At 39.5% G+C, this 16,790-nt stretch carries 10 protein-coding genes; all 10 read left to right on the forward strand.

What is annotated here, in order from left to right:
* Window position 1: 1 nt before the first annotated feature.
* The 10 genes from ACY2A0_RS11835 to ACY2A0_RS11880 all read left to right on the forward strand — a co-directional run bounded on the left by ACY2A0_RS11835 (window position 2) and on the right by ACY2A0_RS11880 (window position 16,789).
* A complete protein-coding gene (locus ACY2A0_RS11835) occupies window positions 2-1,534 on the forward strand; it encodes an FAD-dependent oxidoreductase (protein ID WP_461791523.1) in 1,533 nt (510 codons plus the stop codon).
* Window positions 1,535-1,878: 344 nt separating this feature from the next.
* Window positions 1,879-3,861, forward strand: a complete 1,983-nt coding sequence (locus tag ACY2A0_RS11840; RefSeq protein ID WP_461789742.1) for a DUF1800 domain-containing protein — start codon at window positions 1,879-1,881, stop codon at window positions 3,859-3,861.
* 11 nt (window positions 3,862-3,872) lie between these two features.
* The gene (locus tag ACY2A0_RS11845; RefSeq protein WP_461789743.1) at window positions 3,873-5,144 is read left to right on the forward strand and encodes a DUF1501 domain-containing protein; all 1,272 of its coding nucleotides are present in this window, start codon (window positions 3,873-3,875) and stop codon (window positions 5,142-5,144) included.
* Window positions 5,145-5,298: 154 nt separating this feature from the next.
* Window positions 5,299-6,309, forward strand: coding sequence for a LacI family DNA-binding transcriptional regulator (locus ACY2A0_RS11850; protein ID WP_461789744.1), 1,011 nt, complete (start codon window positions 5,299-5,301; stop codon window positions 6,307-6,309).
* Between the two features lie 430 nt (window positions 6,310-6,739).
* Complete coding sequence (locus ACY2A0_RS11855; protein ID WP_461789745.1) at window positions 6,740-9,799, forward strand: SusC/RagA family TonB-linked outer membrane protein; 3,060 nt, start codon at window positions 6,740-6,742, stop codon at window positions 9,797-9,799.
* Window positions 9,800-9,820: 21 nt separating this feature from the next.
* Window positions 9,821-11,194, forward strand: a complete 1,374-nt coding sequence (locus ACY2A0_RS11860) for a RagB/SusD family nutrient uptake outer membrane protein (protein ID WP_461791524.1) — start codon at window positions 9,821-9,823, stop codon at window positions 11,192-11,194.
* Between the two features lie 11 nt (window positions 11,195-11,205).
* Complete coding sequence (locus tag ACY2A0_RS11865) at window positions 11,206-11,703, forward strand: DUF5004 domain-containing protein (protein WP_461789747.1); 498 nt, start codon at window positions 11,206-11,208, stop codon at window positions 11,701-11,703.
* Between the two features lies 1 nt (window position 11,704).
* Window positions 11,705-12,478 (forward strand): hypothetical protein, encoded by a 774-nt coding sequence (locus ACY2A0_RS11870; RefSeq protein ID WP_461791525.1) that lies wholly within the window; start codon window positions 11,705-11,707, stop codon window positions 12,476-12,478.
* Window positions 12,479-12,486: 8 nt separating this feature from the next.
* Entirely contained in the window at window positions 12,487-14,256 is a 1,770-nt protein-coding gene (locus ACY2A0_RS11875; protein WP_461789749.1) for a SusF/SusE family outer membrane protein, read from the forward strand.
* An 88-nt stretch (window positions 14,257-14,344) separates the two neighbouring features.
* On the forward strand, window positions 14,345-16,789 hold the full coding sequence (locus ACY2A0_RS11880; protein WP_461789750.1) for a glycoside hydrolase family 31 protein: 2,445 nt from the start codon (window positions 14,345-14,347) through the stop codon (window positions 16,787-16,789).
* Window position 16,790 lies beyond the last annotated feature (1 nt).

A 16,790-nucleotide genomic window follows, 5' to 3' on the forward strand; every position in this document is an offset into this window, starting at 1 on the left:
TATGAACACAAGAGATGGTAAAAGCAAATCACCATGGGAAAAGGCAGTACCATTTGTAGAGGAAAAAGAGGCTGAATTACCCAAGAAATATAATGTTTTAATCGTTGGAGCTGGCATTACCGGTGTAACTACTGCATTGATGCTCCAAAACCAAGGATTGGATTGCTTACTAATTGACACCAGTAATGTAGGTGCAGGAACTACAGGTGGCACCAGTGCGCACATCAACACTTTTTTGGATGCAACCTATCCAGAAATCGAACGTGATTTTAGCGAAGACGCAGCTAGCTTAGTGGCAAAAGCTACAAAGGAAGCCATTTTAATCATCAAAAATCATATCAGCGACTTAAAAATTGATGCCGATTTCGAAGAAAAAAAGGCTTACCTGTATGCCGAAGATGAAAAGCAGCAAAAACAGCTTAATGAGATTTATGAAGCCTCAAAACGGGCCAACGTAAGCGTAACACAGGTAGGCAAAGATGCGCCGCTGCCGATGGCTTTTTTAAGTGCTTTAATGTTTGATGGACAAGCACAATTTCATCCGATAAAATATATCAGTGGCTTATTAAAAGAGTTTTTGCAAAAAGGTGGCGATGTATTGGAATATACGGCGTTTAAATCTAGCAAAATGGAAAATGAATGCCACTTGGTGCAGTTAGGTGATTTGGAAATCTTCGCCGAACATTTAGTATACGCAACACATATTCCGCCTGGCATTAATTTATTCAATTTTTCCTGCGCACCTTACCGCAGTTATGTAGTAGGAGCTGAGCTAAAAACGGACAAATATCCTGATAGTCTCTGGTATGATATGCAGGAGCCTTATCATTATTGGCGAACGCATTTAATTGACGGAAAAAAGATCTTGTTAGTTGGCGGCGAAGATCATAAAACTGGACAGGGAAGTCCGGCTGAAGCTTTACAGAATTTAAGAGATTATGTCGGTCAATATGTTGAAGTAGATCAGTTTAGTTTCGAATGGTCTTCACAATATTATATTCCTGTTGATGGGCTGCCGTACATTGGAAAAATGCCAATGGCTGATGAAAATACTTGGGTGGCAACCGGTTTCAATGGAAACGGAATGATTTGGGGAACAATAAGTGCCAAAATGATCAGCGATTTGATTACTGGCCAACCTAATGATTATGAAGATTTACTCAGTCCCTCTAGAATTAAACCTATAGCTGGTTTTAAGGAGTTTGTAACGGAAAATGCAAATGTGGCTTGGCATTTTGTTGCAGATAGGTTTACTGCCGAGCAGCTTAATACTGTTGATGCATTGGCCCCAAACGAAGGTGTGGTTGTAGACAGTACTTCTGGAAAAGTGGCGGTTAGTAAATCAGCAAATGGACATATTAAAGCCATTAGTGCGGTTTGTACGCATGCAGGATGCATAGTGAAATTTAACAAGTTGGAGCAAAGTTGGGATTGTCCTTGTCACGGCGGAAGATATGATATTGATGGAAAAGTGATCACCGGTCCGCCAGTCAGAAATTTAAAGAAAGTAGATTGGTCAGCACTTAAATCTTAGGTTTCTCAAAACTTTTAAATTATAGCTAATCATTAAACAAATGTTGATGATGGCAAAAGGCGAGTATTTATTCGCCTTAATTTTTATCAGTGTATTCAGTTTAAAGTTGGGCTATAGCAATTATATTATTTTGCCCACTAATGTTATAGCATCTTATCTAATTTTAGGTTACAATTAATTTCTCTTAAACTTATTTGGTAAATTGATTCACTAAACCAAGTGTTTAAAACGTTGTTTATTTTAATTAGAGATGCATTTTAGAGCTTTTTCGCATATTTTTTATTTGTTCGATTAATCCTTTTGCATTTTCTAAAGGTCATACTAACAGAACTAAACCAAAAGATATGAAAAGTAGTGTTCGTAATTTTTATTGGAGTATCATCTTATTTTGTGCTGCAATTTTATTGTCTTCATTCGTTCGTTTTGCAGGCTCCGCTAATAAGATTGCAATGCCGTACAAAAAGGCGGGATTAACTACCGAACAGGCGGCCGCACATCTGTTAAGTCGCTTTACCTACGGAGCAAAACCCGGGCAAGTGCAGGAAGTTGCCAAAATGGGACTTGAAAAATGGTTATCTGAGCAGTTAAAAGGCGACGAAAATGATAAAACCTTAGGGGAAATGTTAACCAAATTTGATGCGATTAACATGACTAATACAGAAGTGGAAGATACTTTTCCGCGTGCCCCCAGTATCAGACGATTTGCGATAGATGAGGGTTATATCAACAAAGATTCCTTAGCTAAAGGCGATAGAAAAAATGAACGTGAGGGATTGGAAGCTTATATGAAAGCCAAAGGATATCGTCCTCAACAAGAACTTTTCCGTCAATTTTTTAGTCAGAAAATTTTAAGAGCAGCTTATTCTGAGAATCAGTTAAGAGAAATCATGACCGATTTTTGGTTTAACCACTTCAACGTGGCACTAAATAAACCACAATGTGCCGCCTACGTTCCCGCTTACGAAAGAGACATCATTCGTCCAAATGTATTCGGAGATTTTCAAAACCTGTTGGTGAAAACAGCGAAATCGCCAGCAATGCTACTCTACTTAGATAACTTTACCAGTTCCGGAAATAACGTAGCTGCGCAAGACCAAAGCATGGACATGATGATGGGCGCAAACGCCACACCGGCTCAAAAGAAAAGAGCGAAGGAGCGCATGGAAAAAGTTAAACAACAAGCGCAGCAGAAAAAAGGACAAGGTGGTTTAAATGAAAACTACGCTAGGGAAGTAATGGAACTGCATACCATGGGTGTTGACGGTGGCTATACGCAAAGCGATGTAACGCAGGCCGCTAGGGTGCTTACTGGTTGGACGATAGCGCCAATGGGTAAAATTGGTTACGGAGGCGCAGTTAAGAAAATGATTGACCGCTTTGGTGAAAGTAATTTGCAGCAGAAAGGTTTTGTTTTTGATGGAGATTTTATGTTCAATATGAACAGACACGATAATGGCGAGAAAGTGGTTTTAGGACATAAATTTCCTGCTGGTGGTGGTTATGATGAAGGTGTTGAGCTGTTAAAAATGTTAGCTCATCACTCATCTACTGCGAAGTTCATCTCTAAAAAATTAGCGGTACGTTTTGTTAACGATACGCCTCCAACATCGCTAGTTGATAAAATGGCGAAAACTTTCAGTGCTACCAATGGAGATATTAAAAGCGTGCTGATTACCATGGTAAACTCACCGGAATTTTGGTCTAAAGATGCCTTAAGAGAAAAAACTAAATCACCGTTTGAGTTAGCGATGAGTGCGGTTCGTGGTTTGGATGCTAAAATAGATAGACCTTATGAGCTCTATACTTGGATCAATAAAATGGGGCAACAAATGTACTATTATCAAGCGCCTACAGGTTTCCCTGATAATGGTCAATACTGGATCAACACTGGCTCGCTGCTTAACCGTATGAATTTTGGCTTGGCTTTGGCTACACAGCGCATCCCGGGTGTAAGCTTAAATTTGGCAGCGTTGAACAACAATAAAGAACCAGAAAGTGCCGAAGCCGCTTTGGTAACTTACAGTAAAATTATCATGCCTGAGCGTGAACTTACTGAAACGGTAGCTCGATTAAAACCAATGCTGAACGATCCAAATCTGCAGCATAAGGTAGCAACTGCTGCTGAGAAAAATAATGCTGCGGCACCAAAACCTGCCGATACAACTATGGATATGGATATGAAAGCCGGTAGGAATGGGAAAGCGACATTAGGTGATGGACGAAAAATTAACCAAGATCCGGTAATTAAACAAAAAGCTGGAACCAATACCATGTTGGCGCAAGTTGTAGGGGTAATTATTGGTTCGCCAGAGTTTCAACGTAAATAAATTTTAAAGTTATGGTTTCTAGAAGAGGATTTTTAAAAGCTGGCGGTTTAGCATTATTTGGCATCGGCTTAGGTGGTATTCCTGGATTTTTAGCTGATGCCGTAGCGGGCACTGTTGCACCGGGGCTATTTAAAAGAAAGAAGATATTAGTTTGTATTTTCCAACGCGGTGCGATGGATGGTTTAATGGCCGTAACACCATTCACTGATAACTTTTTAAAGGCAGCTCGCCCTTCGTTGTTTATGACCGCGGCTAAAGGTGCGCCTAACCAAAAACCGCTTATTGATTTAGACGGAAGATTTGGTCTGCATCCGTCTCTGGGTGCTTTTGAGCCAATGTTTCGGGAGAAGAGATTGGGGATAGTTCACGGCATCGGTTCGCCAAATAATACCCGTTCACACTTTGATGCACAAGATTTCATGGAATCAGGTACGCCATTTAAAAAGGGCACAACCAGCGGATGGCTGAACAGGGCCGTTGGATTATTGGGCCACGATGGTGCAACTCCATTCCAAGGCGTAAGCTTAACCTCATCTTTACCTCGTTCATTTTATGGCGAAAATCCAGCTGTAGCTATCAAGAACCTCGCTGATTTTAATATCCAAATGCGTGGTAACGTCAATGGTGCTAAAATGGCTTCGCAAAGTTTTGAGGATTTGTATGATCAAACTTCCTCTGGTTTATTGAAAAATACAGGTAAAGAAAGTTTTGAGGCGATTAAGATGCTGCAAAAAACCGATGTAAAAGCCTACAAACCTGAAAATAACGTTGTTTATCCGGGAACTGCACTTGGAAATTCTTTGAAACAAATCGCACAATTGATTAAAATGGATGTGGGATTAGAAGTTGCCTTTGCTGAATCTGGAGGTTGGGATACACATTTTAACCAAGGTAAAGATACCGGTGTTTTTGCTAGAAATGTGGAAGATTTAAGTACTTGCATGATGGCTTTCTGGAATGATTTAGCTCGTTACCAAGATGATCTGACGGTAATGACAATGACAGAATTTGGCCGTACGGTGGCTCAAAATGGAACTGGTGGTACAGATCATGGCCGAGGTTCATGTAATTTCATTTTAGGCAATAGCGTAAACGGCGGATTAGTGCATGGTGTAGTAAACCCACTTTCGAAAGAAAATTTGGAGGACGGACGAGATTTAGCCGTAACCACCGATTTTAGAAGTGTATTTAGTGAGGTTGCTGATGTGCATTTGGGCATCAATAATGATAAGATCTTATTCCCAGATTTTGATGGAAAGAAAATTGGCGTGATGAGGGGATAGTTTTGTACAGTTTTTTGAATTAAACCAAGGTCGCTATTGTAGCCTTGGTTTTTTTATGTGAAAATTTATCACTTATATTTGCTCATAACTTTTACACCGGTCGTAACCGAACTCAAACAAACTAGCAATATCATTTTCTTAACCGCTAAATTTAATGGAGCGCATTAATATCAAAAAATTAGCCGAAGCACTTAACCTCTCTAAATCAACGGTATCTAGGGCTTTTCGGGATAATAGTGATATTAAACCAGATACCAAAGAAAAGATATTGGCAAAGGCTCGTGAACTTAACTATGAGCCCAATCACTACGCTAGCAACTTAAGGGAACAAAAGAGCCGTACTATTGCTATCATTGTGCCTGAGTTGGCTAATAACTACTTTTCGCAGGCCATTCACGGTATTGAGCGTATTGCTCGTCAGCACCAGTACCATATTTTAATTTACGTAACGGATGATGACTATCAAAAAGAAGTAGATTTCATTAGGCATTTGCATAACGGCCGTGCTGATGGTATCATTATGTCTGCTTCAGGAGAGGCCGATGATCATGCCTATTTAAATAATTTAGGCGCAAAGCGATTACCTTTAGTGTTTTTCGACCGTATCTATGACGACATAGAAGCACCCAGAGTGATTACAAATGATTACGACAGCAGTTTTAAAGCTACAGAACATTTGATTCAGCAAGGTTGCAAGCGCATTTGCTACCTCGTGGTAAATAAAAACCTAAGTATTGGTAAAACGCGTATGCGGGGCTATCAGGATGCTTTGGCAAAGTACGAAATTCCTTTTAACGAAAAGCTTATTGTAGATTGTAGTAACAGCTATGAAGAAAACGCATTGATCATCAAAAATGCACTGCAAGATTTAAAGCCTGACGGCGTATTTGCTTCTGTAGAACGTTTAGCTTTCGCCACTTACTACGCATGCTTTGATTTGAATTTACGTATCCCTGATGATTTGAAAGTTATCGGTTTTTCTAGTCTCGAAATTGCTCCATTACTTAATCCCTCATTAACCACAATGACACAGCCTGCTACCGAGATAGGAGCTCAGGCAGCACAGCTCTTATTTAATATTTTAGAAGGTCAGGAGTCAGTAGAAACCATTCAGGAAGTGGTACTAAAATCAAAGCTTTACGGTCGTAAATCCACCGCTAAATAAGCTCATTTTTTCTAGCGGTTTTTCAAGGCTGTTTTTTCAAAAATTTTTATCACTTAGTGTATTTTAGGAAGAATTTTAACAAATTTTCGGGAACGTTCCCGAAAATTTGTTTCAAAATGCACCGCAAATAACGGGAACGTTCCCGTTATTTAGTGTATCATTAAGCTTAGTGTTTTGCTTACACTTTCTTAAGTTTTAATTTATTTTTAAATATTTGATTATCAATATTTTATTATTGGTTATTTTTTATTCGTTTATTGAATTTTTTACGCTACTAAGTGTGATTTATTACGTTGGAAAAATCAGTGATTTTAGCGCAAAAAATTAATTTTCAAATAAATTTTGATTACTAGTTTCTACTTGTAAATTAGTCCTTCGTGTATTTTAACTAAAATTCTAACCAAATTCATTAATCAAATTTAGCCTAAGTATGAAAATATTTTACTTACTAAAACGGGGGCTTTCTTTACTGTTTATCTTTATGGTATTGAAGGTTCAGGCGCAAACTGGATCTATCTCCGGAAAGGTGCTAGATGAAACCGGGCTTCCATTGCCAGGTGCCTCTGTTTTTATCAAAGGAACTAACAAAGCCGCGTCAACAGACAATAACGGTATGTTCCAATTTCCAGGAATCGCCAACGGTGATGTAGTTCTCGAAGTGCGTTCCATCGCTTACAAAACTTTACTGCGTACAGTTAAAGTTTCTGGTAAAACCGAAGTAACCTTAAACTTGCAATCTGACAGTCAAATGCTAGACGATGTTGTGGTATTAGGTTACGGTTCGCAAACCAAGCGACAAGTTACTGGTGCCATTTCTAAAGTAAGCGGCGATAAGTTGACAGCTTTACCTACACCAAGTTTTGAAGCAAGTTTACAAGGACAGGCCCCTGGCGTACAAGTTACTCAAGGTAGTGGCTTGGCAGGTAGTGGTTCGGTAATTCGTATCCGTGGTATCGGTTCTATCAGTGCAGGTGGCGATCCGCTATACGTAGTAGATGGTATTCCAATCACTTCCGACCCTTTTATCGCTGGTAACCGCGGTGCAATGAACCAAAACCCTTTGGCAACCATCAATCCAAATGATATCGAGTCTATTGAGATTTTAAAAGATGCTGCTGCAGCGGGTATTTATGGTTCGCGTGGTGCAAATGGTGTGATCTTGGTGACGACAAAACGCGGTAAAGCAGGGAAGAAACCTACTATTACATTGTCTAGTAGGTACGGATTAAGTACTTATGCTAATAAGCCAAAATTTGCTAACGGTTCTGAATGGTTAGCCTTGCGCCAAGAGGCCTGGACAAATGATGGCAATACAGGTTTGGCTCCATTGCCAGGTGGTTTAACATGGGCACAGGCTCGTCAAAATGACACTGATTGGTGGGGTGTTGTTACTGAAACTGGCAAGTCCAACGATCAATCCGTTTCCTATAGCCAAGGAACAGAAAAGATTAACACCTACATTTCCGCTAGTTACGGTGATAATCATAGCTATTTGAAAGGTAACTCTTATGAACGTTACGGTTTCCGTGTAAACTTAGATGTAAAACCTACTTCTTACTTTACTACTAACATCAATATTGGTTATGATAAAGGAACAAATAATCGTGTAAATGCAGCTTGGGCTGGCGGTTTAGGTGATGCGATGTCTACCGCTTTGCCAATTTTTCCAGTTTATAACGCTGATGGTTCATTCTTTGCAAATGGCGCTAACCCGTCAAGAAATCTTGGTTTATTAGATTGGAAAACAATTAACCAACGTTTAATTGGTGGTATTACACTGGAATTGAAACCAGTTAAAAACCTAAGCTTGAAAGCTATCGGTAACATGGATAATCTAGATGTTGACGATAATGTATTTACCCCTGCTTCATTAAGAAATGCTAGTAGAGGTTATGCAAACGCATATCCAACGAGCATCTTTAACCGTACCGTAACTGGAACGGCAACTTATGATTTAGCAATCAACTCGAATAATAAATTGACCTTTTTAGCGGGTGTGGAGTCGCAATTTTCGGACAGAACTTTATACAGGAACGGCATTGGAGGAGAAGCAGATGGTCCATTTAACAAGGACTTAGCCAGCTATTATGAGGCGATGCGTTTAGGTGCTAATGCAGGTGGTCTAAACTTTTACACAGGTTTCAGCAAAGAGACTTTTTCTTCGCTTTTTGCACGTGTTAATTACTCTTATAAAGATAAGTACTATTTGCAAGGTGTTGTTCGTAGAGATGGCTCATCGAAATTTGGGCCGAATAACAAATACGGTTACTTTCCATCAATTTCTGGATCGTGGTACATCAATCAAGAAGATTTCTTGAAAAGCAGCAAAGTAATCAGCAACTTAAAATTAAGAGCTAGTTATGGTTTGGTAGGTAGTTCAAACTTCCCAAGTGGCGAATACTATCAAAAATTTGAGTTCAGCGGTTCGTATAACGGTCGTCCGGTTTTATTCCCAGTTAATGCTGAAAACCCTAACTTGAAATGGGAAGAAGGAAGGAACTTAGACGTAGGCTTGGATTTCGGATTGTTTAACGGACGTATCAGCGGTGAATTAGGATACTACAGGAAAAATACAACTGATGCCCTAATCAATAGTGCTATTCCTCCGTCAACAGGTTTTGATAAAGGTTGGTTGAACGTTGGTGAAATTTTAAACGAAGGTTACGAGCTTTCATTAAACACCATCAATATCCAAGGTAAAAACTTCAAGTGGACAACCAGGTTAAATGCTTCAAAAAACTTTAATGAAGTAATAAGTTTAGGTGGTTTTAGTCCAGATGCAGTAGGTGGTGGTACTAACGATACCCGTATTGCTGAAGGATATCCAATTGGGACTAACTTCTTGGTAAGATATAAAGGCGTTGATCCAAACGATGGTTTGCCCATTTGGTTAGACAAAGATGGCTTTGAAACTAAAACGTTCTCGCTAGATAATCGAGTGCCGGTTGGTAAGATATTGCCAGATTATGTTGGCGGTTTAACCAACACTTTCAATTTCAAAGGATTTGAATTAAACACGATGTTCACTTTTGCTATCGGTGGCAATTTGTATGATGCCTCAGCTAAGCGCCAATTAGGTGTAGTAACTGATTGGAATATCAGGGAAGATATTGCTGATCGTTGGAGAAAACCAGGTGATGTAGCTAAATTCCCTCGTTTAACGATGAATGCTGGCAACTATCCAGGTTTGTCAAGTGAATGGCAATACAATTCTACCATGTTTTTATATGATGCAACTTTCGTTCGATTGAGAGAAGTTACACTTTCTTATACACTTCCTGCAAAAGCAGTGAGTAGACTGAAATTGCAAAGCTTAAGGTTATTTGCTACTGGTATGAACTTGTTAACGTTCAGCAAATATCCAGGTGGCGATCCAGAGATTGCTCGTGATTTCGAAAATCCTCAGGACAGAAATATGAGTCCTAATGTGACTTACTTAACCACTCCACAACAAAAGTCGATCACCTTTGGTTTAACAACATCATTTTAACCAAGATAAAAAGAAAAAGAGATGAAAATTAAGTATAACAATATATGGAAATCATTCCTTGTACTTTCTGTGGTGGCAGGTTTTGGTACTGGATGTAAGAAATTTTTAGAAGCAACCCCGGTTGAATCTATCAATAAATCAGTGGCGTTGGCTAATGAGCAGGGCGTAGTGCAAGAGATGAACGGCGCTTACCAAATTGTTGGAGGAACCAATATGTTTGGTGGTAAAATTCAGATAATGGGCGAATTGCTTGCCGATCAGCTTGATGGTTCTCAGTTAAACGGAGACTTTGGCGAGATCTACGGCAGAAAAACATCAGTTTTTGGCGCCTACAAAAACGACATGTATAAAGACATTTATCAGGCGATCTATCGTTCAAATGTCGTATTAGAAAACCTTGGCGTTACCAGTTCACTTAGAGACAACCTAGAAGGGCAAGCTTTATTTGTAAGAGCGTTAGGACATTTCGAAGCGGTAAAATTATGGGCACAGCCTTACGGTTATTCTTCTGATAACAGTCACCTCGGTGTGCCTTTAAGAACCGCGGCAAGCATCGGTACACAACAACGAGCCACTGTAAAGCAAGTTTACGATCAAATTATTGCTGATTTGAAAATTGCTGAAGTGAAGTTGCCCGATGAAAATAATGGTTATGCAACTAAATGGGCTGCTAAAGCTTTGCTTGCGAAGGTGTATTTTCAGATGAATGATTTTGCGAACGCTTACCTTTATGCTAATCAGGTAATTGCATCGAACAAATTTACTTTGGATACTTATGCTTCTAGATTTTCGGAAACCGGATGTAAAGAAAGTATCTTTAAAATTACTAATAACAGAGGTACGTATGAACCGGGAGGTGAATTAAGAGGACAGTTTAGATCTGATTTTAACCTGCCTACTTTGCGTTTTAACAGCGCTTTTTGGGCTACGGTTAATACCGCCACCGACACTAGAAAAGCTTTGTACGAAACAGTAAAATATCCTGGCTTTGTTGCTACTAAAAAATACAATAGTGATAGGTTTGAGATTCCAGTATTGTACCTAACTGACATGAAGTTAATCAGGGCTGAGTCGGCTGCTGAAACTAACACGAATTTAAACGTTGCGATTCAGGATATTAATGAAATCCTAAGTAGAGCTTACGGGGGTACCAAGTCAATCCCAGTTGGGTCATCAGCCAGTTTAATCAGAACTAACGCAAGATTTGAGCGTAGTATTGAGATGGCTGGTGAAGGTAATCGAATTTCGGAAATAAAAAGGATTGGTGCTAAAGGCGAAAATATCGATAGACGCGGCGCTAGTTGGAATTGCAATGGTTTAGTATTACAATTTCCACAAGGTGAAATGGCTACCAATTCAAGTTTTGTTCGTAATCCAGAAGGTGGTTGTAATTAAAATATAAACAGATGAAAACGTTAAAATATTTCTCATTATTGGCTTGCATCCTCTTTGTTTTTGCATGTAAGCCAGAAAAATTTGGCCCAATTACTTCGGAGGTAAATGTGGTGAAACAAATACAGGGAACTTGGGGATTAACCAAAGTAACACAGGTAGATCAAGATGCCGCTACTAAAGGCTTCCCGTACAAAGAGTTGGATATTACCAATGTGTATCCGTACAAAGATTTAACTATTGCTTTGTTAGGTGATGCGTCTGGTAACCCTACTACGTTCACTATCACTAACGGTAACTCTCCAAAAATTGCCGATTTAACCTCTGGTACGTGGACGGCAGATGACGCAATGGCACCAACTACCATTACATTGAAAAATGGTACTACTACCAATTTGTTAAAATTAGGTTCTTACGCCGGGTTAAGTAGCGGTAAGTTTTATCTAACTAAAAATAAGTCAATTAACGGTAAGGTGATTATCTCTTACAAATACGAGTTCACTAAAAAGTAACATGATGAAAAAGTTTTTATTCTCGATGCTATTCAGTTTATGTTCACTGTGGGCATTTTCTCAAGTAACCTTTAGTCCGGCAACTTTTACAGCTGAAGACGAGGTGACCATTACTTTAGACGTTTCCAATACGCCTTTAGCTGGTTTAAATGATATTTACATCTGGATTTTCTCCAACGATGGTGTTGGTGGCGGGAAAGATGGTTTGGTAAACGGTCAGTGGACTAATTCTTCTGAATCTGCCAAATTCACCAAAATTGCCACCAATAAGTTTACTTACAAGTTCACCGGTACTACGCTATTTGGTCAAAGTCCGGCAGAGCTAATCAATTTCGGTTTTTTGGCTAAAACAAAAGATGGTTCTAAGCAAACACCAGATTATAAGCCTTACAAGTTCGATCCTTTGGTGTTCTCTCCATCGCAGTTCAGGATTTTTCCGGCAAAGTTAGACCAAACCGATATGGCTACGGTGTACTTCCACCAGGATTTAGCAACCGATCAAAGTTTACAGCGTTTGTTCGATATCAAAGTAACCATTACCTTTTACGATGGTGCTGGGAATCAATTTGCTCAAAGAGCTAATATAGTAGCTAAAAAAGAATCAGATAAGTTATATTCTTACTCTTTCATTCCTGAAAAATTGATTACGCTCCCTGCAGGTACCACACTTTCTAAGTTCAGCTACCAGTTTTCTGGTAACTTGAAAGATGCTAACGGCGCCAACGTACCGTACAACGGCCCGGTAGTAGAGGTAGCATATTTAACCTTTAATTAATTATTGATATGAAGAATAAACTGTTTTATTTATTACTGTCAGTATCAGTAATAATTTTTGGTTGTAAAAAAATAGATTTCGATGAAGCATCGAAAGGGGAGGCCTTGGGTACGTTTAGTTTAACGGCTCCTCAAAATAATGCCATGTTGGTTTTAAACAGCGCTACGCCAAATGCTCAAGTGCAAATTACTTGGTCGGCAGCTAAACCTGGCGTTTCCATTGCGCCAACCTATACTTTCATTGCAGCGCTTAAAACAGGTTCATTAAGTCAGCCATTGTTAGAAATCCCATCAGACGATAACGGAAAAAGTGCTAAACTTACGGTTACTCAAAAGCAATTGGACGATTTGTTAAAAGCTAAAGGCATTGCTGATGGTGTGAAATCTGATTTGATTTGGAACGTAAGAGCAGATAACGGTACCAAAAAAGAAATGGCAAGCGTGAGCTACAACATTTCGATCACCCGTTTTGGAGATGGCATCAGCAATTTCTTACTGTATGGGCCAGTTTCTTCTGCTAATAACATTGAAATTAACCCTAACTCAACAACTGATTTACTAACCTTCAAATGGCAGAAAGCTTTCCCGGGTAAATCTACTAGTCCGGTAACTTACAAAATTAAGTTCGTAGCCGAAGGTGGTAGCTTTGATGCACCAATATTTGAAGCGGCTTCAAACAATTCAGGTTCTGATTCTACATTTACCATCAGCTACCAAGCAATGGATCAAATGTTAAGCGCTAAAGGTTTCACAGATCAGTCGACTGCAGCTAAATTGCAATGGACCGTTGAGGCAAAATCGGGTACTTACACTAAAACTTCTGATTATGTAAACAACTTGAGTATCGTAAGGGAAGTGAAGTTATTTATGGTAGGTGGTGCGACGCCAATTGGTTGGAATCCTCCACAAGCTATTCAAATGATTCCAGATAAAAACTTGCCAGGAACGTTCTATTCTTACGTTTATTTAACACAGGATGGTATGAAGTTCTTAAGTGAAAACACCGACTGGAGCACACCTTCGCAGAAAATTTACGGTAAAGGTTCCGCTGATGGTATATTGCTTCAAAGCGGAGGCAGTGGAAACATTGACATTCCTGTTGCGGGTTACTATCGTGTAAGTGCCGATTTGAAAAATAACAAGTACTACATCCAACAAGGTAGAATGGCAGCGGTTGGAGCAGCTACTGCTGCAGGTTGGAATCCAGGTTCAGTATTCCCTGGCCAAGGTTTAACCTTAGTAGGTACCAATAAATTTATGGGCTTTGTAACGCTAACCGCTGGACAAGAATGGAAATTTATTGATGGTGCAGCTTGGGGAGATGGTACAGCAAATGGATCAAAAGATTTCGGTAAAGTGAAAGGCAAAACTGATGGTTCAATTACCCAAGGTGATGCAGATAACATGACCGTTCCAGGAGCTACAGGTTTATACCGTGTGATTTGGGATGGTACTAACATCAAAAATTTAAAGTATCAAATCACTACAGGTACCCTTTACTTAATTGGTGCTGCTACTGCAGGTGGTTGGGATAATAACAACGCTGCACTTCCAGCAATGACTTACCAAGGAAATGGTGTATGGAGGGTAACTGCCAACTTAACCGCTGGAGAGTTTAAATTCTTGTTACAAAAAGGTACTTGGGATTACAGTTATGGCACTGGAACCACTGCTGGTGTTGTAGTAGATGGCGGTGGAAACTTAAGCGTAGCCACTTCAGGAAACTATACCATTACACTTAATGAATTCACAAAAGCGTATAGTGTAGTTAAAAATTAAAACAAATCATCAAATAAAGTCGTCCTTAGCGCTGCTATAGCGCTCGGGATGACTTTACCTCATTTTCCTATAAAAATCATCTTCAACTATGTACAAATTATCTATTGTTCCCTTCTTATTATTAGCCGTCGTTTCAAATATTTTTGCCCAACAAAGCCCTGTACTTTCAGCTGGTAATGTAACTAGCACCAATATTGAAACACAAAAGGTAACTTTTAAAACCACTAATGCATTTGGCGAGGTACAGGTTTACTCGCCTAACATTGTTAGGGTAAGGCTGGACAAAAAACAACTCGCCAAAGATTTTTCTTATGCGGTAGTAATGCAGCCGCAAAAAACAACTGTTAAAATTTCGCAAAGCGATAGCGAAATTGTACTGCTAACAGACTCTTTGAAAGCAGTAATTTCGAAAAAACCATTCGCAGTAGCTTTTTATACCCTTGACGGTAAATTAATCAATCAGGATGAAAAAGGTCTGCAAAACTCATGGGTTGCCGATGAGGTAACTGCATACAAACAAATGCAAGCCGGCGAACGCTTTGTAGGCTTGGGAGAAAAAAACGGAAACTTAGATAGGAAAGGCAATGGCTACACCAATTGGAACTACGACGCTTTCGGCTATTCTACCGGACAAGATCCGCTTTATTCCTCTATTCCTTTTTACATTGGAATACATCACAATTTAAATTATGGTATTTTCTTAGATAATACCTATCAAACTGACTTTAATTTTGGAGCTAGTAACAACCGTTTTTCATCTTTTTCTGCACAAGGTGGAGAGTTGAACTACTACTTCATCTATCATACTCAACTGTCGGATATCGTAAAGTCGTACACGGCTTTAACTGGCAGAATGAAAATGCCACCGTTGTGGAGCTTAGGCTACCAACAAAACCGCTACAGTTATTATCCGGAAACGGAAGTAATGCGTATTGCACAAACATTGCGTGAAAAGAAAATTCCTGCTGATGGAATTACCTTGGATATCCACTACATGGATCAGTACAAGTTGTTCACTTGGGATAAACAACGTTTCGGTGATCCCTTGGCGATGAACAAAAAACTCAAAGAAATGGGTTTTAAAACCACCGTAATTGTAGATCCAGGAATCAAAGTGGAAGAAGGTTATGCCGCTTACGAAGATGGGGTTAAAAAAAACATCTTCGTCAAATATCCTGATAGTACCAACTTCACCGCTCAGGTGTGGCCAGGATGGTGCCACTTTCCTGATTTTACGTCGCCTTTGGGCAGAAATTGGTGGCATGAGAAAATTAAGTTCTTTGCAAATACTGGAGTTGATGGGATTTGGAACGACATGAACGAGATTGCCAGTTGGGGACAAAAAATGCCGTCCAACATATTATTTAACTACGACGGTGCATTGGCAAGCCACAAGCAGGCGCACAATGTTTATGGTATGCAGATGGCTCGTTCAAGTTTTGAAGGAATGGTGCAGGCCACCAACAAACGTCCTTTCAATTTAACCAGAGCTGGTTATGCTGGCTTACAACGCTATACCGCTATTTGGACTGGCGATAACCGTTCAGAGGAGGATCACATGATGGCAGGTGTTCGTTTATTGAACAGTTTAGGGTTAAGCGGCGTGGCTTTCACGGGTATGGATATCGGTGGTTTTACGGGTAATCCTTCCGTAAGTTTGTATGCCCGCTGGATTCAAATTGGAGCCTTTAACCCTTATTTCCGTAACCATACTGCCGTTAATACCAAATCTTCGGAGCCTTGGGCTTATGGAGAAGAAGTAACCGAAATTTCCAGAAACTTTATTAACCTACGCTACAAATTACTGCCTTATTTGTATTCCACTTTTAACGAAGCAGCCACTACAGGTATGCCGGTAGTAAGAAGCTTAGCGTTTACAAACACCCATGAACCACGAGTTTACGATGGTAAATTCCAAAATCAGTTCATGTTCGGACAATCTTTTTTGGTAGCGCCGTTTGAAAGCACTAAAGAATATGGCGCTGTATTTTTTCCAAAAGGGAATTGGTACAATTTATACAATAATGAACCTTTGCAAGGGGATACCGAGAAAATTTTACGCCTAAGCTTACAACAATTGCCTGTTTTCGTAAAGGGAAGCAGTATTGTACCCATGCAATCTCTAATACAAAGCACTGCCGAAAAACCAAGCGATACATTGGTGTTGCATATCTACAAAGGGTCCGAAAATAACAGTTTCGTTTATTATGAGGATGATGGCGAAAGTTACAATTATGAAAAAGGCGACTTCTACAAAAGACAAATTACTTACGATGCCAAACAGCGCAAAATTGTTTTCGATAAGGTGGAAGGTAATTTTAAATCGAAGTTTAGCCAGCTGAAATTAGTTTTTCACGGCTTTGGCGATCAAGATAAAATTCAAACTAGTAGTAAAGTGCAAAATGATTTTGTGTCGTTTATTGCACCAATTTCTAGGTTTGATCCACAGGGTAACGCTAACCCAACCATTGGTTGTAATGTTAAAAGCGTGACCATCTCCAACGATAAAAATCAATTCGAAATCAAATATTAGA

The sequence above is a fragment of the Pedobacter sp. genome (assembly GCF_965249885.1).
GTDB lineage: Bacteria > Bacteroidota > Bacteroidia > Sphingobacteriales > Sphingobacteriaceae > Pedobacter.